General features: G+C 35.3%; 21 protein-coding genes. 9 read left to right on the top strand and 12 right to left on the bottom strand.

What is annotated here, in order from left to right; genetic code table 11:
• A complete protein-coding gene (locus tag CF599_RS07400; RefSeq protein WP_121965405.1) occupies positions 1-1,224 on the bottom strand; it encodes an NAD(P)/FAD-dependent oxidoreductase in 1,224 nt (407 codons plus the stop codon).
• A 125-nt stretch (positions 1,225-1,349) separates the two neighbouring features.
• Here CF599_RS07400 and CF599_RS07395 point away from each other — a divergent pair, with 125 nt between their 5' ends.
• From CF599_RS07395 to CF599_RS07385, 3 genes are all read left to right on the top strand, one after another.
• Positions 1,350-1,904: a hypothetical protein gene (locus CF599_RS07395; RefSeq protein WP_121965404.1), complete on the top strand. Its 555-nt coding sequence runs from the start codon at positions 1,350-1,352 to the stop codon at positions 1,902-1,904.
• A 9-nt stretch (positions 1,905-1,913) separates the two neighbouring features.
• A complete protein-coding gene (locus CF599_RS07390; RefSeq protein ID WP_121965403.1) occupies positions 1,914-2,324 on the top strand; it encodes a hypothetical protein in 411 nt (136 codons plus the stop codon).
• A gap of 71 nt (positions 2,325-2,395) precedes the next feature.
• Positions 2,396-3,427 (top strand): hypothetical protein, encoded by a 1,032-nt coding sequence (locus tag CF599_RS07385; protein WP_143824803.1) that lies wholly within the window; start codon positions 2,396-2,398, stop codon positions 3,425-3,427.
• A 165-nt stretch (positions 3,428-3,592) separates the two neighbouring features.
• Here CF599_RS07385 and CF599_RS19495 read toward each other — a convergent pair whose 3' ends face one another.
• The 9 genes from CF599_RS19495 to CF599_RS07345 all read right to left on the bottom strand — a co-directional run bounded on the left by CF599_RS19495 (position 3,593) and on the right by CF599_RS07345 (position 10,977).
• Complete coding sequence (locus CF599_RS19495) at positions 3,593-3,766, bottom strand: hypothetical protein (protein WP_158221772.1); 174 nt, start codon at positions 3,764-3,766, stop codon at positions 3,593-3,595.
• A 12-nt stretch (positions 3,767-3,778) separates the two neighbouring features.
• Positions 3,779-4,450: a carboxypeptidase-like regulatory domain-containing protein gene (locus tag CF599_RS07380; RefSeq protein WP_121965401.1), complete on the bottom strand. Its 672-nt coding sequence runs from the start codon at positions 4,448-4,450 to the stop codon at positions 3,779-3,781.
• 14 nt (positions 4,451-4,464) lie between these two features.
• Positions 4,465-5,145, bottom strand: coding sequence for a carboxypeptidase-like regulatory domain-containing protein (locus tag CF599_RS07375; protein WP_121965400.1), 681 nt, complete (start codon positions 5,143-5,145; stop codon positions 4,465-4,467).
• Between the two features lie 106 nt (positions 5,146-5,251).
• Positions 5,252-5,968: a M949_RS01915 family surface polysaccharide biosynthesis protein gene (locus tag CF599_RS07370; protein ID WP_121965399.1), complete on the bottom strand. Its 717-nt coding sequence runs from the start codon at positions 5,966-5,968 to the stop codon at positions 5,252-5,254.
• A 14-nt stretch (positions 5,969-5,982) separates the two neighbouring features.
• On the bottom strand, positions 5,983-6,714 hold the full coding sequence (locus CF599_RS07365) for a YqjF family protein (RefSeq protein ID WP_121965398.1): 732 nt from the start codon (positions 6,712-6,714) through the stop codon (positions 5,983-5,985).
• 115 nt (positions 6,715-6,829) lie between these two features.
• Entirely contained in the window at positions 6,830-7,837 is a 1,008-nt protein-coding gene (locus tag CF599_RS07360) for a TQO small subunit DoxD (protein WP_121965397.1), read from the bottom strand.
• Between the two features lie 76 nt (positions 7,838-7,913).
• Entirely contained in the window at positions 7,914-8,306 is a 393-nt protein-coding gene (locus CF599_RS07355) for a hypothetical protein (protein WP_121965396.1), read from the bottom strand.
• 434 nt (positions 8,307-8,740) lie between these two features.
• The gene (locus CF599_RS07350) at positions 8,741-9,661 is read right to left on the bottom strand and encodes a GYDIA family GHMP kinase (protein WP_121965395.1); all 921 of its coding nucleotides are present in this window, start codon (positions 9,659-9,661) and stop codon (positions 8,741-8,743) included.
• Positions 9,661-10,977 carry a hydroxymethylglutaryl-CoA reductase, degradative gene (locus CF599_RS07345; protein ID WP_121965394.1) on the bottom strand — a complete coding sequence of 439 codons (1,317 nt, stop codon included), beginning with the start codon at positions 10,975-10,977 and terminating at the stop codon, positions 9,661-9,663. Before CF599_RS07345 ends, CF599_RS07350 begins: the two co-directional genes overlap by 1 nt.
• Positions 10,978-11,190: 213 nt before the next feature.
• Here CF599_RS07345 and CF599_RS07340 point away from each other — a divergent pair, with 213 nt between their 5' ends.
• The 6 genes from CF599_RS07340 (at position 11,191) to CF599_RS07315 (ending at position 21,984) form a co-directional block, all read left to right on the top strand.
• Positions 11,191-13,356, top strand: coding sequence for a S9 family peptidase (locus CF599_RS07340; protein ID WP_121965393.1), 2,166 nt, complete (start codon positions 11,191-11,193; stop codon positions 13,354-13,356).
• Between the two features lie 81 nt (positions 13,357-13,437).
• Positions 13,438-15,207, top strand: coding sequence for a peptide MFS transporter (locus tag CF599_RS07335; RefSeq protein ID WP_121965392.1), 1,770 nt, complete (start codon positions 13,438-13,440; stop codon positions 15,205-15,207).
• A 39-nt stretch (positions 15,208-15,246) separates the two neighbouring features.
• Positions 15,247-16,785, top strand: a complete 1,539-nt coding sequence (locus CF599_RS07330; protein ID WP_121965391.1) for a peptide MFS transporter — start codon at positions 15,247-15,249, stop codon at positions 16,783-16,785.
• 340 nt (positions 16,786-17,125) lie between these two features.
• A complete protein-coding gene (locus CF599_RS07325; protein WP_121965390.1) occupies positions 17,126-18,763 on the top strand; it encodes an MFS transporter in 1,638 nt (545 codons plus the stop codon).
• Between the two features lie 640 nt (positions 18,764-19,403).
• On the top strand, positions 19,404-21,512 hold the full coding sequence (locus CF599_RS07320; RefSeq protein WP_121965389.1) for a peptide MFS transporter: 2,109 nt from the start codon (positions 19,404-19,406) through the stop codon (positions 21,510-21,512).
• A 19-nt stretch (positions 21,513-21,531) separates the two neighbouring features.
• Positions 21,532-21,984 carry a DUF255 domain-containing protein gene (locus tag CF599_RS07315; protein WP_121965388.1) on the top strand — a complete coding sequence of 151 codons (453 nt, stop codon included), beginning with the start codon at positions 21,532-21,534 and terminating at the stop codon, positions 21,982-21,984.
• Between the two features lie 31 nt (positions 21,985-22,015).
• Here the strand turns inward: CF599_RS07315 and CF599_RS07310 are convergent, their stop codons facing one another.
• Both CF599_RS07310 and CF599_RS07305 read right to left on the bottom strand, forming a co-directional pair.
• Positions 22,016-24,037 (bottom strand): ComEC/Rec2 family competence protein, encoded by a 2,022-nt coding sequence (locus CF599_RS07310; protein WP_121965387.1) that lies wholly within the window; start codon positions 24,035-24,037, stop codon positions 22,016-22,018.
• A gap of 196 nt (positions 24,038-24,233) precedes the next feature.
• The gene (locus tag CF599_RS07305) at positions 24,234-24,860 is read right to left on the bottom strand and encodes a C40 family peptidase (RefSeq protein WP_121965386.1); all 627 of its coding nucleotides are present in this window, start codon (positions 24,858-24,860) and stop codon (positions 24,234-24,236) included.
• Positions 24,861-24,873: the final 13 nt, after the last annotated feature.

Genomic DNA, 24,873 nt, shown 5'->3' with positions numbered 1-24,873 from the left:
TTATTTACTTTCTATTTTAGCAGTAATAGCTTGAGAAGCTATATACCCATTTGTCCATGCGTTTTGGAAGTTAAAACCTCCTGTAATCGCATCAATATTTAATATTTCTCCAGCAAAATACAAGTTGTCATTTACTTTGCTTTCCATTGTTTTAAAGTTTACCTCCTTTAGATCAATACCACCTGCAGTCACGAACTCATCTTTAAATGTGCTCTTTCCATTCACTTGGTACTCTCCTTGAGTCAATTCTCCACATAATACATCTAGCTGCTTATTCGTTACATCTGCCCACTTTGTATCTTCTGCTATACCTGACACCACTACCATACGCTCCCATAAACGGTTAGGCAACTCTAGTTCGATACGCTTAATTGCATTCTTCTTAGCGTGTTCTTTTCTGATATGCTGAAGTTCTTCTTTAAGGGATTCAAAACTGTGCTGTGGCATCCAATTCACCGTAATATGAAACTGATAATTCTTCTCTGCTAAGATTCTCGCTCCCCATGCAGATAGACGTAATATACCCGGTCCACTCATCCCCCAGTGTGTAATCAATAAAGGACCTGCCGCTTCTAATTTAGTTCCTTTAACACTCACCTCAGCAGGAGTAGCAACTCCCATTAAATCTTTAATACGCTTGTCATTAATATTAAACGTAAATAATGATGGTACAGGCTCTATGATTTTATGTCCGAACTCAGACATCATATTCCACATCTTCGGATTACTACCTGTGGTCATTACTAGATACTCACACTCATAGTTACCTGTGGTAGTGTCTAGCTTCCAGCTATTCTCTTTCTTAAAAATCCCTTGTACACTACTACTCGTGATAACATCTATCTTTAGTTCACGTACAGCTTTCATAAAACAGTCTATAATCGTCTGTGATGAATCTGTATCAGGAAACATCCTTCCATCTTCTTCTATCTTAAGCGTCACTCCGTGGCGATCAAACCACTCTATCGTATCGCCTGAGCAAAACTGATGAAAAGGCCCTAATAATTCTTTAGCCCCTCTAGGATAAAACTGTGTCAACTCCTTCGGATCAAAGCATGCGTGTGTAACATTACATCTTCCTCCTCCTGATATTTTCACTTTAGACAATACCTCTTTTCCTCGTTCTATAATAGCTACTTTTAGCCCTTTATTCTGTTCGACTAAATTAATAGCAGTAAAAAAACCTGCTGCTCCACCACCTACTAATATGACATCATAATTCATTGAAAAACCTATTTTAACGTTTAAGACACTCTATTACAGTTTTTTTATTGGCTGTAAAAATTTATCTTTACGGCAACAAAGATACTTACTTACGATCGCATCCCTATCATTGTTAAATTAAGAATATGAAAAAATTACCTTTCTTAGCTTTAATCGTCTTATTCTCCATGTGTAAATCTGCTTCACATGTAGCAACTATTACACCACCTAAGGAATTGACTGTTGATGAGCGAATCGAAAAAATCAAAGAGGAAGAAAGACTTCCTGAAGAAAAAGACGTAATCGACTTACCTGATTATGCGCAAGTGAGAGATGACTTTAGATCTGTAACAGATAAAACGAAAGACAACTATCTCAAAAACATTAAAGCTACAGGAGAGAATTACTCTGTAGTGATACTAACTAAAGGCTTTAAAGGGGAAAACATCTCTGTCAAAGGAGACAACAAATCCTACTACTACGGTATGACAATGAGCGACCTAAAAACAGGTATTGCCAAATCTATCCGTGTAGAGAACAGCCAAAACATTGTATTAAAAGACAGTTATACAGGTGGCTCACTAACTATAGAAAGTGACCATGCTAAGATGTTTAAGTTCATCTATGTGATGAAAAATAACGGAAACAAGACAACTCCTTTTAAAGTTACATTTAGCAACACCTTACGACCAGTACGCTAATTAATTTTTATGGAAAGAAGAGATCTCGTACTTAGAATGATACAACAAACGGCTCAATTACTACGAGCCGTTTTTAATTCACTACCTATTGATGACTTCGAAACGGAACAACAGGTACAGGACTTCACTTCTGCCCTTAAGGACAACTTCAATCTAAACATAGATAGCTTCATCTTCTCTTCTGATGAAGAAACCATAACTACTTTACTTGCCATAGATGGAATGGATATCGAAAATATAGAATCACTGGCTGACATCCTAAGACTACTAGCTCTCAAAACTCAAGATTCTTTAAACGAAAAAAGTGCTCTCTTGAATAGCAAAGCACTCCTGTTATTTCAATATGTAGCTGATACATCTAAGACGTATGATTGGGGTAGAGAGAATAAAATAGTAGAATTAAAGAACATTTTAGCGTAACTTCACTCAAGATTTAGAGTACTCTTCTCTTTAGTGGTTTGTACTCTTACATAAACTCAATGCTACAGTCTATGAAGTTATTTGCTCTATTTATTATCTCTTTCTTTGTTTATACCTGTAGTTATGGTCAAGAAGTATTTACAATAAAACACAATTACGACAAAAAATTCTTTTATATCTCCTTATCAGATATAATTCCTACCATAGAAAATGAAGCAGAAGAAAAGGCTTTCTCTATGATACCTGATAACTATAGATATAATGTACAGGCTGATCAAGAAAGGTATGTACTGCTTCCACAAAAAAACAAAAAAAATCTACTTAAATATACCAAGTTATCAGAACAAGACAATCTATATCTTTACGACTTTGTCAACAATAAACTGATCACTTATAAGATAAAAGATTTAAAGGGAATAGCCTCTTTAAACCCTTATGAGTTTTTTGAATTTGCAATACATACAGACGAAGAAACAGGAGAAAACACCTATAAAGAATGGACTTATTTTGACTATGAATTAGGCTTTCAAATTCCTCAAACAGAAACATACATCACAGAAGAGAATTACTTCGAAAACTTCTTTGTGGCTGTAGGTAAAACCAGTCCTTTCGAACTAGGTAAAGTACAACCAATACTGTGGAAAGAAGTGGATAACAAGACATTTCCACTATCTAAGACCTCACAATACAACAAAGATTACATTCAAAACAACAATAAAACAAACATTGTTAAAACTTACCTATACACACTAAATGACTATAACTATTTTCTATATCATTTCAATATACCACAAAATAGAGAAAGTCAGTATGATAGAGGCTACTATTTAATAGCGGTCGTAAAAGATAATCAATTGGTCAGTGAAGAACTAATAACAACAGGAGGCAACAGTGGTTACCTGCCTTTAAACTTACAGCCAAGAACACAGTTTGACGTATGTAATCACCCTATACATCAATGGGCAGGCGAACTATTTAAAAACAGTCCACCTGTTTACTTCGGCTTTGCCTACGCAGGTGATGGCTGTGAATGGATTAGTAAGGTAGAACTAAGTGATGATTATAGTAATCGTATCTCTATCAACTGTGACAATAGACACTAGTCATACCATCCTCTATCTCGCTTCTACCACTAAGACTTCTGAAAACAAAAAAAGTGCTCTCCTAGCTAGAAAAGCACTTCTATTATATCACTATGTATCTGATACTTCTAAAACATTTGATTGGAGTAGAGAGAATAAAATAAATGCCCTACAGAATCGCCTTGCTTAGTTCTTAGAAGCCTTCTTTTCTTTTAGACCTATTACCAAAGCAAATAGTAATACCACCACTGCCGAAATAAGCAGAAATAATCCTATTTGAATATTCTTCATTGATATTAAACTTGTCCCTATTGATATCATAAATAGCCCAATGTATAATAGTACTTTTCCTTTTTTCATATTCTTTTTTATTTAATAACGAACTATCTCTACCCCTCCTAACACTTCATTACTTGATTCTAAATGGAAATCAGCATTATCTTTTGATTTACCAACTCGAATCTTTACATCATTCATACCAATAAAACTAGCAACTAAAGTTAGTCGTTTAGTATCATATTTTTCAGGAACAACTAATTCATACTCTCCTTGAAGATTGCTTTGAGTACCTATATCAGTCCCTTTTATTATAATTATTGTCCCAGGTAATTCTAATCCTCCTTCATAAACCTTTCCTCTGATCACTCTAGTATTTTCATTCTTAGCATCATTCTGAACAACTGTTGCTATAGGAGTACTCGTCTTAGCATCTTTACATACAGTTTCTACTCTAGGTTTTTCTTGTGCTACTGCCGTACTTATAGTCGTTAGTGCTAATAAATTCACCATCGTAGCAACCATCCCATTTAGCCCAAATGACTTTCTAATCTTCTCTTCCTCTAAATTAACACCTACATACTGACGAGGTACTCGACCACAGATCTTTCCTTCTTTCTTAATATGATTAATGATATCTCGTTTACTGTATTTACTAAAGTCTACTACCACTTTATCACATACATCACAGTGTCTCCCCTTATCCTGAGGAGTCATCTTATCCCAGTCTTCATGACAAGGTTCGGGTATCTCGATTCTGTATTTCATAGGTTCTCATTAAGTTATTCACAAACTTCCTTGATGGTGACTTTGCCTGTCACACTAGGCTCTACAAATAATTTTACCTTGTATATTTCAATATCAATAGGATTATCAAAATCAGTAACCCTTACTTCCTCAGCAAAATAATTATCTTTTAAACAACTTAGTACACAATTCTCTCTATCTAAAGTCACAGGTAGTTTCAATTCAAAGTTCCCTATGTCATCTGTCATTACTGTATAACTTGTTCCTTTAACTTGAACTAATACACCTCCTAATCCCTTTCTTCCCGACTCTTTTACAGCCCCTTTCAATACAAAAGTCTCTTTTTTAAGCAGTTTTGTTGACTTTGAGGATTTGCTTAAGGCTTTACTTTGCTGTTCCACTTTAGGTTTTTCTTGTGCTACTGCCGTACTTATAGTCGTTAGTGCTAATAAATTCACCATCGTAGCAACCATCCCATTTAGTCCAAATGACTTTCTAATCTTTTCTTCTTCTAAGTTTATACCTACATACTGACGAGGTACTCGTCCACATATCTTTCCCTCTTTCTTGATATGATTAATGATATCTCGTTTACTGTATTTACTAAAGTCTACTACCACTTTATCACATACATCACAGTGCCTCCCCTTATCCTGAGGAGTCATCTTATCCCAGTCTTCATGACAAGGTTCGGGTATCTCAATTCTGTATTTCATAGTTATTAAGGAATAAGCTTGCCATCAAATATAAACAATTTTAGAAACTACTAACCAAAACCATTTTCATAAAAAAACCTCATAGCACATACTATGAGGTTCATAACTATTTAAAGCTCTTCGCTATTTTCTTCCATCCATCCTCTACTGTTTTAGAGAATACTTTTTTCATCTTATCATCGCGTTCGATCACCGGTTTATCTATTTTACCTTCACTTGGAATAAGCTGTCCTTTTGCGACTACACTCTCATTGCCATTATACAAAATCACTTTGAGGTCATATTCTCCTTTCTCACCATCATTACAACTAGACACATATGAAACGACAACTTCTGTAATACCGTCATTATCAAGATCTGTGATAACTGTTCCCAGAGGAACATACCCAATATATGCGCCTGTACTGCCTTCACCGCACGGAACATTGTCATACATCTTAAGCGTCATAACATAATCTTCTTCAGCGCTCTTCTTTGTAAACATATAAGTATAAATTTCACCTTTAGTCCCTGAAGAGTATTGTCCAAAGCCCTTATTCGCCAAGTCTCTATATGGAAAATATCCAGTAGCAGTAAGGATTAATATCTTCTCTCCTTCTTTATCCTCCCATTTGATAGCCTCCATAACAGTTCCTTTAAAATCAAGAGTCTTCGGGATCTCGTTATAAAGCAAGTTCTTTGCCTTAACCGGAGATTCTTTATCATAGACTACCATCTTCCACTTCGGTTGTATAGTGCGTTCTATAGAACGTGTATTCTGTGCTACTGTTACTGTACTCAACAATAAAGTAAGGCAAGCGAACCAATAAATCTTGTTTCTCATTATAAGTATTCCTATTATATGCGTGTTATCTTTTCTTTATCCCAAGATACGACTATCACACCATCTGAATATTGAGACGCGATTACATCTGCCTCCGTCAAGTGTAGATTGCCTATCTTATACTCTAACTCAAGATTCTCAAATAATATTGTCTTAACAGGCCATTCTTTATGATGTATTTCATATCTAAACAACTCCTCATTGACATACACATATAGGCAATAGCGCTCCGTTAACCATTTTTCTAAAGTCGTTTTAGATTGTACTAACTCGCCAGTCTTAAACTTTAAACGCAAGAAAAACTTCTTCTTTTCATTTAAAGACAAATAAGTATCTGCTGTCCTCTTCATCTCAGCCTTTTCATAAGGAAGTCCTGATACTGTACGCGAGACAAAAGCAGAAAGACTCTTTCCTACTTCTATGTTTAAAAAATAGACACCAGGTTTACCATCTACTTTGACATAAGTACGCACATTAAGTTCATCAAAGTCTGATATCATACTAACTGCAGGTAATTGACGAGGACGAATATTCTCCATCGTGAAGGGTACGATAGATACATAACACTTACCTTCTAACTGATCTAATTCAATTTCTTCAGGTACTAATGGTCTTAGTACATCATACGGAACCTCAAAATGAAGAAAGATAGCTCTGTTCCACTCTTGATAAAACATCCATTGTCTTTCAGGTAGCCCCCAAGGTCTGTGAGATACCGATTGTAATACATCTTCTATACTATTCATATCGTAATTTTTATAGCAATTTACGCAATAAAATATTCAAATCACGAGTATTTCAATTATAAAAGTCTATTATATAAACAATTACCAATAGTTAACAGCGCTATCTTTCTATGTATTAATTAGCCTCAATAGTCCACTCTAAACCACTCACATCTATAAGGCGAATGATCACACCTTTACTTGGATGCTCTACCGTTGGAGTGAACGTTACATCTGCTTTTGCCCCTAATGGGATTACGAGGCTGTGTTTGCCAGGAGCTACTTTAGCTACATAATGATTACTAATATTCGCTTTATCCATCTTGGCTAATGCCTCGCCATCCCACTTCTGTATCACTTCACCATCACTAGTTTCTAATTGTACACCGATAAGGAATGAGCCATATACATCTGCTCCCTCTACACGATATACTTCAAAAGCGACTTTTCCATCTCGCCAAGTAGCATTAGAAAGCTCTAGTTTAGGCTTAACAGATTTGTTGTGTAGCGTACCGAATACACCACCGTGAAACACTTGATTAGTATATAAAGTCAATAATAGCACCCCAAAAGAACCAATAAACACAAGAGGTTTCAAATTCTTAATAGGCAATTCACCTGAACCAATGAATCTAAACCATTTCTTAGTTGTAAATGCCTTTTGTTTTTTAATGAAGTAATAATCCAAAGAACCATAACCTCCACCTGTCAAGAATAACATAAACCCTGTAGACACTCCGAGTACACCGATCTGCCACTCATCAAGACAAGTAGTCCCTATCCAGCCTGATCCTAATAATATTCCCATCGCCAACATAAACACCCCTACTGACATCAGTCTTGTAAAGAGTCCTAGCATAATAAACAACCCTACGATCGCCTCTACGATAGTGAAGATAACCATCGACCACCACAAGGCCTCGGGGTGTGTAACGAGATATTCGATCAGTGGTTTTATTCCGAGAGCATTAGGTAGGAAGTGATTAAACTTCACTCCTATATATCCTGCTTCTGTTTCGATAAGTTTGTTTTCTAAAATAAGTCTGCGCCAAAAAGCAGAAAAGTAAGTCCACCCCACTACTAGTCTAAGTCCTAGAGTAAAGAATCCAGCCGTAGTATACGACTGTTTATTAAATAATTGCATAGTATTAAATTAAATAGTGTAATCAATTTGTTTTAGATCAATACACTTTCGTAACGTATTGAATATTTCAAATCGATTATGCTATTGCTAATTTAAACTGCTGATATAATACATATTTAGGAGGATCAGTACCTGCTACATTGAGAATATAATCTCGCTGTACATCACTGATAAAATGATAACGCGCCAAGTCTACTTCATTTGAATAGAATGTAGATAGTAAAGTAAGTCCCTTAACACGTTGTTTTAATTGTCTTGAAGATACCGTTGTAGTAGAAGATTCTATTTCACAAGTGATAGAGGTATTACCACCTAATGCTTTGTTTGCATTTAGAGGTCGCTCTGTTGCTATACCAGATACCTCAAAGAAAGCTTTCTTAGCAGAACAGCCTACTGTGGTGAACATCAACAACGCTATCCATAGATAACATTGTATTTGTACCGCTAACTTTCTTTTAAAGGTTCTCATTGTATTTCTTCTACTTTCTTTAGAGGTTCAAAAATAGTCCTTTAAGTTCAATTTTAACAATTCCAATTGACAAAGTATTGTTAAGTTAACGTTACCTCATAGAATTTCACTCAATAAGCAATGTAATATATAGAGCAAAAAAAAGAGGTTCCCTATTACAGAAACCTCTCTAATTGTCTTTCTCTCCAATTTGCTCATCAAGATTCCGACACTCTTTACTTAAACCTACATTAAGCATTAGTACAATCTAATAAATCATTTCATTAGACAAATACTCAAAACATAGCACTATGCCTTTTCTCTAACTTATGACAATAGCTCTTTACTTCCTAGTTAGACAATACTAATGAATACAATAAGTTTGTTTTTAAAAAAATACTATATTATGAAAGGATAAAAGTAAGGTATTTAAATCTAAAATAGAAGTTAAACTTCTATAAAAGCATCATATCTTTGAATCTTATAACTACCTCATAACCTCTTGATATAAAGTAATCTCTCGGATCTATTGTTGTCACTACCATCACGAAGTCTCCACCCCATCCTCCAAGACTCTTAATCGAGCCTTCGAAGTCGTTAAACAGCTCTTGTTTCACAGTAGACACTCCTAAAACATCACTCATTATCTGTTCGTGTTCATTCATAAGTGACATGAAATCAACTAAATTAGTACACTCACTCATCTCTTGACTAATCACAGAGATACGCGTAACTTGTTCATTAATCAAAGATTTCTTACTTTTAAAGTTAGCTATTGCCTCCTTGCTACTCTTCTTTTGATTGAGATAAACGAAGTAAATATCATTGGCAAAAGAAGGATTAAAATCAATTAACTCTACTTTTGGATTATATTTATCCGTCAAGGTATAGAATACTCCTTTGTCATATTGTGCACAAGCGATATCATATCCACTTCCTCCAAAAGAATCTTGAAGCAATTGATATGGATTAATAGCAAACCATTGGGCTACGTTATTAATCCAAGTAGAGGAAGTTCCCAATCCCCAAAGTCTAGGAAAGGTTAACTTACAAATCACTTCATACCCTTGACCACTTTTACATATATCAGGATTTTGAGAATGCGCGGCACGTAGTACTTGTACTAATGTTTTATAATATTCACTCCCCTCAGATATAGCATTATTACTAATAATATCCCCTAAAGCAACTTCTTCTTGCATCCACACCTTTCCATCTACATCATAGCTAATCCAAGAAATACGACCATCTTCTCTTTCACTTACAGTCATAGATTGCCCAAACTTAGTAGGCATAGCAAATGCCTTAGCACCCTCTAGTACGACATACTCTCCAGATAAGAGAAGTTTACCATTGCTGTAATACTCTTTTATCATTATTGGCGTAAACTTTCTAATAACTCAACTACTGCGCTATGTGAGACTACATTCTTTTCAAAATGAGCTACTACTTTTACACGCTCAGCATCTGTTGCTTTAAATTGGTTTAGAATATTCATCAAGTGCATCTTCATATGTCCTTGTTGAATCCCTGTTGTAGTAAGTGATTTAACAGCAGCGAAGTTTTGTGCTAATCCTGCTACTGCCACAATCTGCATTAACTCAGTTGCTGAAGGACTTTGAAGCATCTTTAACGCTACTTTTACCATTGGGTGAAGAGAAGTAAGTCCACCTACAGTTCCAAGTGCTAATGGCAAGTCTATCCAAAACTTGAATATTCCATTCTCGATACTAGCGTGAGATAAACTACTGTATTTACCATTACGTGCTGCATAAGCGTGCACTCCTGCCTCTACAGCTCTAAAATCATTACCTGTCGCTAATACTACTGCATCCACCCCATTCATCACACCTTTATTATGCGTTACCGCTCTAAATGGCTCTACCTCTGCAATACGCACAGCCTGTACAAACTTCTCAGCGAATAACTGAGATTCTTTAATATCTTTTCCTTTTAAGTCAGCTATTGGACAGCTAACTTCGGCTCTCACAACACAGTTAGGCACATAATTAGACAGAATACTCATAATTACATCTATTACCTTCTCTTCGTCAGTAAACTCAGCGTATATAAGCGCTTCTGCTTTAAGTGTCTTTGCTATTATCTCAAGACACGAGTTGATGAAGTTAGCCCCCATACTATCCTTTGTCTCGAATGTCACATGTAGTTGATAATAGTTGTCTACTTCAGCTGTTTTATCTCTAAGTTCTATAGCAGAAATACCTCCGCCACGCTTTTCCATATTTTGAGTGATCGCACTTGTATCCTCATAGAATCGCTTATTTATCTTATTAATAAAAGAAACTAACCTATCCTTATCCCCTTTGTATATAAAGTGTACTTGCCCTATCTTCTCTGTCCCTAAGATTGTAGTCTTAAACCCACCTCTTTCAGACCAGAACTTAGCTGCTTTAGAAGCAGCTGCTACTACAGAACTTTCTTCAATAACCATCGGTATAGTGTACCACTTCTCGTTTATCTTGAAGTTAGGCGCAACACCTAAAGGCAAATAAAAATTCGTAATTGTATTCTCAATAAACTCATCGTGTAGCTTCTGTAATTCTTCATCAGAATTCCAGTATTGTTCTATCAATTCTACCGTATCAGCAGAATTAGAAAAATAGGTTTGTGCTATCCAATTGATTTTGTCACGTTTACTCAGCTTAGAGAATCCATTAATATTACTTTCCATCTTTATTTTTGTTTATGCCACAAAGATAACTCATTCTTTCAAGGTTAAAAAAACTAAAAAAACAGCTATTAGTACTTTTTATTTATCTTATTATGAATTTTATTACCAATATAGAGTCAATAGATTTAAGCTTTTTTTGCCTATTTCGAAAAATAAATTGGTGTACATCATATTTTTTCATTAAAATTGGAAGTTTTTTCGACTAATTACACAATGAAACACCTTAACCTAACCTTACTATTTTGTATCATCGCTACTCAATTAGGAGTCGCACAGAAACAAATCGCTCAAGAAGAAATCTGGAATGGTACATTTAGAACCAAAGCGATGCAATCTGTCAATTCGATGGAGAAGTCTAATCAATACTCACGTATTGAGCGCATTGGCAAAGACCACCAAGAGATTAATCTGTACAATTTTGAAACACTTGAGAAAGCCAAAACGATCTTCTCTACTAGTGTTTTCGAAAATATCAAATCGATAGATACTTACGTTTTTGACCACAAAGAAGAGCAAATCTTAATTGGGACAAACTCAACTGCTATCTTTCGTCGTTCGGCTTTAGCTGATTTTTACTTGTTCAACCCAACTAAAAATAAGCTGACTAAAATAGCTGATCACAAAATAATGGAACCTACATTCTCTAACGATGGTTCTAAAATAGCTTATGCTTATCAAAACAACCTTTATGTTTATGATATCGCTTCTGCAAAAACACAACAAATTACTAATGATGGTAAGAAAAACCATATCATCAACGGTATTTCTGATTGGGTGTATGAGGAAGAGTTTGGTATCGTACGTATGTTCGATTGGAACAAGGATGGTGATAAACTAGCTTACATTAAATTTGACGAAACTGAAGTACCAGAATATTCTATGGATATCTACGGTACTGGATTATATCCTACACAAGACAAGTTTAAATATCCTAAGGCAGGTGAGAAGAACTCTCTAGTGTCTATCCATATTTATGACTTAAAATCTACTAAAACGAGTAAGGTTAACCTTAGCGAGTTTAATGACTTCTACATTCCAAGAATCAAATGGACGAATGACAGCAAGTACTTAAGTGCTCAAGTAATCAATAGACACCAAAACGATCTTAAGGTATTCTTTATCGATGGTAATACATTAGATAAAAAACTTATCCTTAATGAAACGGATAAGGCTTATGTAGATGTGAATACGCTGTCTTTCTTAGATAACAACGACTTCGTATGGCAAAGTGAAAGAGATGGTTATAACCACCTTTACTATTATAACAAAGATGGGAAGTTAGTAAACCAAATCACTTCAGGAAAATGGGAAGTATCTGACTACTATGGTATAGATACTAAAACTAAGAAATTATACTTCCAGTCAGTAGAGGAGGGTTCTATCTATAGAGGCATTTACTCAATAGACTTAACAGGTAAAAACAAACAAAAGTTATCTGATAAATTAGGAACGAATAACGCTATCTTCAGCCCTAACTTCCAACAATTTATCAACATATACTCTTCTAATAAAGTAGCTCCTACTTATACACTTAAGAATTCTAAGACAGGTAAAGTCGTAAAAGAGATCTTAAACAACCAAGAACTACAAGACAAATTAGTAGACTATAACATACCTACTAAAGAATTTATTCAAATCCCAACAGTTGACGGTTTACAATTAAATGCATGGATGATAAAGCCTAAAGACTTTGATCCTGCTAAGAAATATCCTGTATTTATGTATCAATACAGTGGTCCGGGTTCACAGTCTGTAGCTGATAAATGGTTAGACTCTAACGACTACTGGCACGCTATGCTTACTCAAAAAGGGTATATCGTAGTGACTGTAGATGGTAGAGGAACAGGATTTAAAGGAGCTGAATTTAAAAAAGTAACGCAAAATAAACTTGGTAGATATGAAGTAGATGATCAAATCATCGCTGCAAAATACTTAGGTAGTCAATCTTATGTAGATGCTAGTAGAATAGGTATCTGGGGATGGAGCTACGGAGGTTTTATGTCTTCTAATGCTTTATTACAAGGAAATGATGTGTTTAAAATGGCTATCGCAGTAGCTCCTGTTATCAACTGGAGATATTATGACAGTATATACACAGAGCGTTATATGACTACTCCACAAGAGAATGCTACAGGGTATGATGATAACTCACCTATCACGTATGCAGATAACTTAAAAGGACGTTACCTACTTGTTCACGGTACTGCAGATGACAATGTACATGTTCAAAATGCAATGGCAATGATACAGTCATTAGTACAAAAGAATAAAGATTTCGACTGGTTAATCTACCCAGATAAGAACCACGGTATCTCAGGAGGAAACACTAGATTACAACTATACACTAAGATGACAAACTTCATCTTAAACAATTTATAAGCCAAAAAACCTTACACCTATTAACCAACCAAAGTACTATATCACCAACAGTACGAACTAAAACAACTAATATTTACTTAAATGTCAGCAGAAACAGCTAACTCAGACTTGTTTAAATCAAAGGTGCTTGGTCACCCAGCAGGTCTTTTCGTTCTGTTCTTTACAGAAATGTGGGAACGTTTCTCTTTCTACGGAATGAGAGTTTTATTGATTCAATTCTTAACAGCTAAAGTTATCTTTGGAGATGCTTTTTCAGGATGGGGATGGTCAGCAGAACAAGCAGGTGCCTTATATGGTACTTATGCAATGCTATTATACCTTACACCTATTCTAGGAGGGGTTATCGCAGATAAATACATCGGTTCGCGTTGGGCTGTTATTGTAGGAGCTATTATCATGACTTTAGGTCACGCATCGATGGCAGCAGAGGGAATCTCTAAACTATGGTTCTTTGTTGGACTTGCATGTCTTGTGATTGGTACAGGTTTCTTTAAACCGAATATGCCTTCTATCTTAGGAGAAATGTATAAGACTTTACCAGACAAAAAAGATGGTGCTTATACTATATTCTATATGGGTGTTAACTCTGGTGCATTCTTCGGAATGATGCTTTGTGGTTACTTAGCAGAAACGCAAGGATGGCACTTTGGATTTGGATTAGCAGGTATTTTTATGCTTCTAGGTACTATCCAATTCTGGTTAGCAAAACCATTATTAGGAGAACTAGGAGAACTTAAAAAAGTAGATAATACAGTAGTTAAAACTCCTGAACAACTAAAAGAAGATGAAGACACTAAAAACCCTTACACTTTAGTTGACTACATCCTTATTGGTATTGTTTCTATTATTGGTTTATTATATGCATTTAATGATCCATTATCTAAAAATGGAGTATTTGACTTATTTGCACCACTTGACACTGCTTTCTTAAGAGGTCAAAACTTGATGGCTGTTATAGCGTTGATTACTTTCTTATACCTTGTGATTTCACGTATCTTACGTTATGGTAAAATCATTAGAGATAGAATGTTCGCCGTAATTCTATTGGCTTTCTTCTTAATGTTCTTCTTCATGAGTTTCGAACAAGGAGCTACATCACTTGTATTAGTTGCTAGAGATTATGTAGATAGATCATTAGAAGGAACTGCATTAATGGCTTTCAACATTATCAATACATGTTTAACGATTATCCCATTACTTATTATTTCTTGGGTTCTAATCAAGTTAGCTAAAGTTACATGGTCTAAAATAGCAATGTCTAACATTATTCTATTTGTTTGTTTCGCTGGTATCTGGGCGATGGCTATCTATATGTTAAATGCAGAATTCAATAAAGAGGTATCTGAGATTACAGTATCTTGGTTCTCTATTTTGAACTCATTCTTCATTATCTCATTAGCATCTACAGTGTCTAAACTTTGGGATTCTAAGTATAATCCATCAGCTGCATTTAAATATGGTATTGGATTAATATTCGTAGCTATTGGTTTCTTAATCTTAGGGTTAGGATCTATGGGTGCTACAGATGGAGTAAAAATGTCTATTATCTTCTTAATATTAACATACTTATTCCATACCTTAGGAGAATTATTTATCTCTCCTGTAGGGCTGTCTTATGTTTCTAAATTAGTACCAGGTAAAATGCTTGCATTTATGTTTGGTATGTGGTATTTAGCTCTTGCTATTGCACAGAAGTTCGCAGCAATCCTTGGAGGGCAAATTGAAAATATCAAAGAAGAATACTCTCTTAGTCACTTCTTCTTCTTATTCACATTAATACCTTTTGCAGCAGCAATCTTGGTAATGTTAGTGAATCCATTATTGAAAAAACTAATGCACGGTGTTCGATAAGAACGCTGTGCATTGCACGATAATAAATTAATTAAAAAAATGAGTCAACAACAGACATTAGAAGAGATTCAAAATTTCTCGGGTAAATATCCGAAGCAAATATGGAGCTTATTCTTCTCAGAAATGTGGGAGCGTTTTAGCTTCTATGGGATGAGAGGAATGTTGGTTTTCTTTATGATCGACCAACTACACTTTGAAGAAGCACAAGCTAACTTACAATATGGTGCTACACAAGCATTCGTATATGCGTTTACTTTCTTAGGAGGTATCTTTGCAGATAAAATATTAGGTTTCCGTAAATCTCTGTTCTGGGGAGGCTCGATGATGATCTTAGGTAGTATTATTCTTGCCATAGATCCTCACAAATTATTCTTTGTAGGTATTGCATTCACAGTTATTGGTACTGGTTTCTTTAAACCAAATATCTCTACGATGGTTGGTAAACTGTACAAAAAAGGAGATGATCGTACAGATGCTGGTTTCTCATTATTCTATGCAGGTATTAACTTAGGAGCTCTTATCGGAGGATATGTATGTATCGCTATCGGTAAAGGTCACTTCTTTGAAGATACTATTGCTCCTGCTAACCGTTGGAGTGTTGCTTTTGGATTAGCTGCATTCGTAATGTTAATCAGTTTAATCAACTTTATCTTCACGAAGAGACATTTAGGTCCTATCGGTCTTCAACCTATGCAAATCGCTGCTGATGGTACTCAGACTAAAATGCCTTTATGGAAAGAAGTAGGTACTTATGTATTAACTTTCGCTATGGTTCCTGTTATTGTATTTATGATTGACAATACAGAATACACAGCTTACTTTATGTACACTGTAGGTCCTGCTGCATTAATCTATTTATTCTATGAGATGACTAAATTAACTAAAGCTGAGCGTAAGAAAATTATTGCAGCTTTAGTCTTTATCTTCTTCTCTATCCTATTCTTTGGTATCTATGAGCAAGCAGGTGGGTCATTAAGTATCTTCGCAGCGAAGAACCTTAACTCTGACCTATTAGGTATGCATTTAGATCCGAATGGTGTGAATAACTCAGGAGGTGCATTCTTTATTATCTTCATTGCACCAATCTTAGGTCTATTATGGATCTGGATGGCTAAGAAGAAAATAGAGCCAAATACAGTAATGAAGTTCGGTTTAGGATTTATCCTACTTGGAGCTGGATACTATGCATTATTTGCTACTAAATTATTTGCTGACGCTGCAGGTATGACGTCACTAGACTTCTTTACATTTGCCTTATTAGTTATCACGCTGGGAGAGCTGTGTTTATCACCGATCGGTCTATCGATTATGACTAAACTATCTACAGCCAACTTACAGGGAATGATGATGGGTATGTGGTTCTTAGCAAGTGCTTATGGACAATATGTAGCAGGTATAATCGGTGCTGCTATGTCTAAAGGACGTGCTGAAGCAGCTACAGGTAACCATCCTAACTATGATGCATTACTATCTTATACAGATGGATATAAAGATTTAGGTCTATATGCTGTAATCGCAGGGGTACTGTTAATTGCACTTTCTCCATTAATGAAAAAACTAATGCAAGAAGTTAGATAGTTCACTGTCTACTCTAATATACAGAAGCGTCTTAGGTAACTAAGGCGCTTTTTTTGTTTACAATATATCAAAGAACAGTGTTATCTCTAACCTTACCGCAAACTTATAACATCCTCTCACACCCATTTTAGTTAGTGACTTTTTTGACTACTGATGCCCCCTACTGCTCTATTATTGCCGCAGATAGTGGGACACAGTATAACTATCAAAAACCAACTCCATAAAAAAACAAACATCTTACCATCACAGAAAAACAAAATCACAAAATCACAAAAAAACATTTGTCAACTAAAATATACGACTTAACTTACTCCTCTTAATTTAAAACAACCTAATAACCATGTCTGAGAATAATAAATCATTTGGACAAACCTTAACTTCATTTAATAAAAACTTCTGGATCGCCAGCTTTATGGAGCTGATGGAACGCTGGGCATGGTACGGAATATATACCCTATTAGGATTATACTTAGTAGGCTCTACAGATACTGGAGGTCTGGGTTTTGACCACGTACAGAAAGGTAATATAATGGGGAACATCGTAGGGATATTATACTTCCTTCCCTTAGTATTCGGAGTTATCGCTGACCGCATCGGATATAAAGTATCGCTGACTATCGCCTTTATCATTATGATTACAGGATACTATCTCTTAGGAGAAGTAAGTAGCTACTGGAGCGTATACATGGTATTCTTACTTGTCGCTGTAGGAGCCGCATTCTTTAAGCCTGTTGCCTCTGCTATCGTAGCTCGTAATACAGACGAATCCACTGGTACTCTTGGTTTCGGGATATTCTATATGATGGTAAACATCGGAGGGTTTATCGGACCTGCGATGTCATCAGGACTGCGTACTACTTATGGATGGAAGATTATCTTTATTCAGGCAGCGGTAGTTATCGCTATTAACCTGCTTATCTTACTATTATTCTATAACGAACCTAAAGTAGAGAAACCAAAAGACTCTATTGGCAAGGCAATCAAAGATTCTATAGTTGGAATATTCGGAGCATTAAAAGATGTTCGTTTAGGTATCTTATTATTATTAATGGTTGGTTTCTGGACGATGTTTAACCAACTATTTAATACGTTGCCAAACTTTATCGAAGACTGGGTCAACTCATCTGCCATCAGTAATTGGCTAAACGAGAACATCCCTTTCTTAGGAACATTAATGACACAAGATGGTCAAGTAAAGCCAGAGTGGTTCACGAATATTGACTCATTTATGATCATTATTTGTCAGGTTAGTATCTCATATTTTGTAACTAAAATGCGACATATTAATGCAGTAATCAGAGGAGCTGTAATAGCAAGTATTGGTATCGCACTAACATTCTACACACATAATCCAATCTTTACTATCGTAGGAACGATGGTATTCTCTGTAGGAGAGATGATGTCAAGTCCTACTGTATCTTCATTCATCGCATTAATCACACCGAAGGGAAAAGAAGGATTATACCAAGGTACATACTTCTTACCTGTAGCTGCAAGTTACTTCGTGACAAGCGTTATCTCTGGAAGTCTATACCAATCGTGGTCAGATAAACTATCTCTATTAAAACGCGAGATGGGTACTCGTAATATCGAAATGCCAGAAGTGGTAAGCCACGAGCAGTTTATAGAACAAGGGTCTAAAGCCTTAAATATGTCCATCTCAGCTTTTGAGAAGCAGTTTAATCTAAAAGCAGACTCTGTAGATTGGCAAGTGGTAGCGCAGTCATTTAAAGACTTCGCCTTATCAAAAAGCATAGACATTAGCCAAGTTCACTTCCCTTTCTCTAAGAATGAGTACTTCGCTCTAGCAGAACAGAAACTAGGAATGTCTCACTGGGACATGGTAGACATGCTATGGAATACATATAACCCAAATAAGATTTGGTATGTAATCTTCGCTATCGGACTATTCTCAGTAATTACTTTAGTAGCTTATGACAGATTAGTCATCCGCCCACTAGAAAGAAAGAAAATATAAACACACTTTATGATATAACAAAAGCGTCTTAGTAGCCTAAGGCGCTTTTTTATATTATTACTGACTCTTAACTGCTGTTATTCTTTGAGAACTTACCCTCCTTCTTCTCAATATTAAGAATCAAAGCACCATTTCTTGGCAGATTAGATTCAATCACACCTTAATCCCAAAATTAGTGTTAGTTAAAAAATTTCATTGTTTTTTCAATAGTGTCAATTAGAGTACTTGTAAGAAGTCAAGAGCCTTCATAGCTAGATGTGGTTTATGGCTAATATTATAGATCTGTTGGCTTAACTACTTTTCCTAGCCAATAGTATACATCTGTTTTGAAGATAGTAGTTCACGACACTAGACAAAAAATCGTATCACTACTATCTTGATAATAAAAAAATTACACTTAGTAATTTATACGAATAACAAACCAAACAACCCTTTTAATTAATTATTCCCCAACAAGAGTAATAAGAACAAATCTATTACTGATAATAATCAAATAAAAAACACCTCTTTTGCCATTCTTCTAATAGAATTAGACTATTTTTTTTAGTCAAGCAAAGAAACTTAACTTTATTTTACTATTTTTAGCCTTTATGATTTTCTTATTATCATAATTATAACCAAACTAGACACTAAATAAAATATGGAAAACACTACTTCTGCCCAGCCGAATTTCTTCGACAGCAAAGTTCTAGGGCATCCTTCAGGGCTGTTCGTTCTATTCTTTACAGAAATGTGGGAACGATTCTCCTTCTATGGGATGCGCGTATTACTTATTCAATTCTTAACAATGTCTGTAATCGGACTTAACCCAGGTTGGGAAATGAGTGTAGTAGATGCCGGAGCTATCTTCGCTACCTATGCGATGCTATTATATATCACTCCAATATTCGGAGGTATATTAGCTGATAAATACATTGGGTACCGATGGGCAGTAGTGATAGGATCACTAATTATGACGCTAGGTCACGCTTCCATGACATTCGAAACAGAGTTCTTTATGTACTTAGGTCTTGTATTGCTAGTAGTTGGAACAGGATTCTTTAAACCTAATATGACTTCTATTTTATCAGAAATGTATAAGTCATTTCCAGAGAAGAAAGATGGTGCATACACAATCTTCTATATGGGGGTAAATGCTGGTGCATTCTTCGGTATGATGTTATGTGGATATATCGGTGAGCGTATCGGATGGCACTATGGATTCGGACTAGCAGGTATATTTATGTTACTAGGAACATTACAATTTTGGTTTGCTAAACCAATCTTCGGAGCAATCGGTGATGTACCTAATAAAAGAACTGAAATAAAAGTACAAGATACTGTTAGTCAAAATGACTTAACTGAAGAAGAAAAAGAAGATCTTAAACGCAATCCATTTACTACAGTAGATTATATCCTTATCGTGATTACATCTATTATTGGATTCCTATATGCCTTTAGTGATGCATTCTACATCGTAGGTAAAGTCAGATTATTCCCTGAACAAATATTCGGAGTTGATGGAAAGACTGTTGTTGTAGTAGCTGGATTATTAATCTTACTATGGTTAATTATCTCGCGTATTCTAAGATATACGAAGGTGATTAGAGACCGTATGATAGCTGTTATTATATTTGCTTTCTTCACGATCTTCTTTTGGATGTCCTTTGAACAGGGAGCAACTTCACTTATTATATTCGCACGTGATAATACACAGAGAGTATTATCTGGAGATAAAGCCTTATTATTTAATATATTTAATACACTGCTGACTGTAGTTCCGTTATTAATCATTTCTTGGGTGCTAATCTTATTGGCAAAACAGACAATCAAGAAAGCTTTATTTTCTAATATCATCCTAGCGATAACATTCGTAGGGGTGTGGGGTGCAGCTATCTGGATGCTTAATAGAGACTGGTCATCACATGCCTATGAATTAACCTATGAAGCTATCCAAATTCAAAAGGTAGATAAAGAGGGTAAACCAATCTTAGATAAACACAATGAGCCTGTCTATGACTATAAAGCAATACATGCTGCCAACCAACCTAAAGAGGGAGATAATATCGTAAAACATACTGCTATCGTATCTCAACTAGAGGTGTTCTCTAAAGGAGATAAAGTAGAAGTCTATGAAGAGTTAGGTAACTTTAATATCCTAGATTCAAATAAAAAAGAACATTTAATGGCTGAGTTCGTTAAAGCTGAGAAACAACCTGAGATAGTTCAAGCAGTAGTAACAGAGATTAAAGATAATCAAGTAGAGATTACAGCATCGTGGTTCTCTATTCTTAACTCATTCTTTATTATCGCACTAGCTTCTATCGTATCTAAGTTATGGGATTCAAGATTTAATCCTCCAGCATCTATTAAATACGGATTAGGTTTAATTATTATGGCTATCGGATTCGGAGTGTTAGCCTATGGATCTCATGGTATCACAGAAGGAACTAGAGTATCTATGATGTGGCTAGTCTTCGCTTACTTCTTCCATACGTTAGGAGAATTATTCTCTTCGCCAGTAGGATTATCCTATGTTTCTAAATTAGTTCCAGCAAGAATGATTGCACTAATGTTCGGAATGTGGTATCTTGCCATCGCAATTGGGAACAACTTAGCCGCGAAATTAGGTGGACAAATCGAGACCATTACAGAGCAATACTCATTATCAGTATTCTTCTTAATATTCACTGTCGTACCTATCGTAGCAGGATTGTTAGTTATTGCATTAAACCCAGTGCTTAAAAAATTGATGCACGGGGTCAAATAACATCAATATTAAAAGACGTATGAAAAAACTGTTTTTATTACTTACCATTGCTTTCTTAGGATTAACAGCTAATGCTCAAGAGATAAAATGGATGACATTTAACGAGGCTATTGCAGCACAAAAGAAAGATGCTAAGCCTATCTTTATGGATGCATTCACTGACTGGTGTGGTCCATGTAAAATGCTAGACAAAAATACTTTTAGCGATGCTAAAGTAATCGAGCATATTAACAAGAACTACTATGCAGTAAAATTTGATGCTGAGGGTAACGAGGATATCAACTATAAAGGTACGAAATACACTAATCCTGGATATAATAGCGAAAGAAAAGGTAGAAATGCTACACATGACTTCACTATGTTTTTAAGAGTACCTGGATACCCATCTATGGTTATCTTCGGAGCTAAAGGTGACGTAACTAAAGTAATCGTAGGATACCAAACTCCTGATCAATTGCTAAAACAGATATAAATTAGTTCTATAAGATAACTATCTAAGACATTTATAATAAAGAAGACCAATATCCCTTTTCATATATATCATGAAAAGGGATATCTTTTTTAAGGCATATAACCATACACTTCTGCTTAAACCAAAAAGGTACAGAATTATGAAATACAACTACGCCTGGAGTTCTCATGTCTAGCATTCGCTCAAAGTTCACTTTTGGATGATTAGCTACTACAACTATAGTTGTATCAAAAGGCAAGTCATAATCTACCTGGTCACTATCTAACACTAGGATATCTGTTGTAGTACTTGGTACTATACCTTCAAGGTTATGATACGAAATTTCAAGGATATCGTGCTCTTGAACATAGCTTTCTTGAGCAAATCTCCTCAGTGTATCCCATTGTTTTGAGAATACGGTGAGTGCCTGTTCTTCTTTTACCCAAACCGTCAAGTCTCGTTTACCCGATATGTAGGGTATGACTACTTCTACTTCATTCCTAGTACTATTTTCATTGATAAAAACAGTACTTCCCTGTGCGATGACACCTAAGACTAAACAAATGATAATATAGCGAAGTTTTTGTCTATAATATGTCAAAGCAACTAAGATAATCGCGGTTATAATAAACAACAATTGCAGCGAGCTTATTTTAACATCACTAAAAGATAGATAATCTATCTTATAAAGACTTGCTATAGAATAGTACAAAAGATCTGTAAATCGACTAAAAACCCATCCTACCACATTAGATACTCCTCCTATCCACATCGTACTTAGGTATAGCATGCCTACGATAACTAATACTGTCGCAAGCGGAATTACTATTAGATTAGCTAATAAAAATATGAAGGAGAACTGATGGAAGTAATAGAGTTGAATCGGAATAAGCCCTATCTGTACGCTTAGTGACACATATATGATGCCTTGCACATACTTAACTATCTTATTTTTAGAATAGTAATTCTTAAACATTGGTAAGAAATACACGATACTGATAACAGCGAGATAACTCAGTTGAAAACCAATATCATATACCCAATAAGGATAAATACACAGTCCGAAGAACAGTGCCAAGCCTATACTGTGCTCTAAATTCTGTTCACGCTTAATCAATTGACATATGGTAAATATGCTAAACATAAATACCGCTCTAAACACTGATGGTGAAAACCCCGACAAGAATACAAATACCCACAGCACCACTAACACCACTATTCTCTTCCATTTCGGAGGCAAGAAGAAGAAAACTTGTATTAACACCAAATAGATCAACCCGACATGCAGCCCTGATATCGCTAAGATATGCATCACTCCGACATCTTTAAACTGCGTTACCACATCTGCATCTATATAAGACTTCTCTCCTAATAACAATGCAACTAATAATCCCTTCGCTTCTTCTGTTAAAGGACTATCCTGTCCATTAATCTTTTCAATTAAAGCTCTTCTAACATTCAGTATCTGATATCTCCAGTGTTTATCCTCGCCTAGCACATCATAGTCAGTAATATAACTCTGTATGTAAATCTCCTTACCCATCATATAGCGTTGGTAATCAAACTGACCAACGTTTTTAGGAGCGCTAATTCTTCTAATATTATTATAGTAAGCAACAATATCACCAGGTTTAAGATCAGACTGGCTAGTTTGAAAACTAAGGGCAATCTTACTTGTAGTCAAGGTATCGCCTACCCTTATAAGCTCTGCTATAAACCGTTTACTATCTTTGCTTTTGACCGTCTCAGTGATTTTAGCAACTATTTGAACTTTCTGAGGATTAGTGTCAATAAATTCACTAATTGCAACTAGCTTCTGTTGATGATTAGAACTTACCAATGTCTTTAAACCAACTCCTAAACTGAAAAAGATGCTAGCGAATAATAGTACATCTCTATAAAACGTAAAGCGAGATGGCAAAACAAAAAAACGATTAAGCAATCCACTCGCAAGAAGAGCTAACAGAATAATAATACAACTCCCGAGGTATATAAGGATGACGGGTAACTCTATATATATCCCTAAAAAGAGAAATAAAGAATAGAACAGAAAGGATATCTTCAATGGTTTCATATAGAATATATTACATCAATATTCAATCCACAATTATCCCTTTTAAATAAAGATTACACAAACTTAACATAGAGAGTATTCACTAACATTACTGCACAAAAAAACTCCCATTAAAGCTACGGATAGACTTAATGGGAGTTCTCTACTAACCTACACTAGGCAGTATATATATTAAACCTTAAAACTAATATCTCTCTTAGTTTAAACTTTCAGTCACTACACGATTAATTTGTGCAAATGTTCTACTGTAGTAATTCTCTTTTGTAGAAGATACGATAACACCTCTACTAGTTGAAGAATGGATGAACTTGATTTCATCATTTAGAACTTCTGTAATAATACCTACATGGCTGATTCTGTTGCCACGAGTTTTAAAGAAAATAAGATCACCCATTTGAGCTTCTGATCTTCTTACTTGCTCACCTACTTGAGCCATCTCACTAGAACTACGAGGTAAGTTAATACTAGTATCTTCGAATGCTGTACTTACTAAACCAGAACAATCTATTCCGCTTCTGCTCATACCTCCGTATCTATAACGTACTCCTTTATAATCAAAAGCCGTAGTCAATACTTGATTAGTTAAATCACTAGGTTCTACTCTTAATGCTCTATTCTCTTCAGGTATATCCCCTAATAAAGCATCTATATCATCTTGTATCTGTGTATCAACACTTTTACTTTCTGCTATAACTGTAATAGGTTTCTTCTTTACTGGATTCTTTGCTACGCTATACGACTTAGTATGCTTAACATTAGCTTGTACCGTCGTCATACCGGTCAGCCCAATGATAGTGATTAATAATATTGTAAACTTCTTCATAATAGTTTTTGTG

Source organism: Myroides sp. N17-2, assembly GCF_002286775.1.
GTDB lineage: Bacteria > Bacteroidota > Bacteroidia > Flavobacteriales > Flavobacteriaceae > Flavobacterium.
Note: the sequence above shows the minus strand (reverse complement) of the source record. Positions and strands in the feature narration are given on the sequence as shown.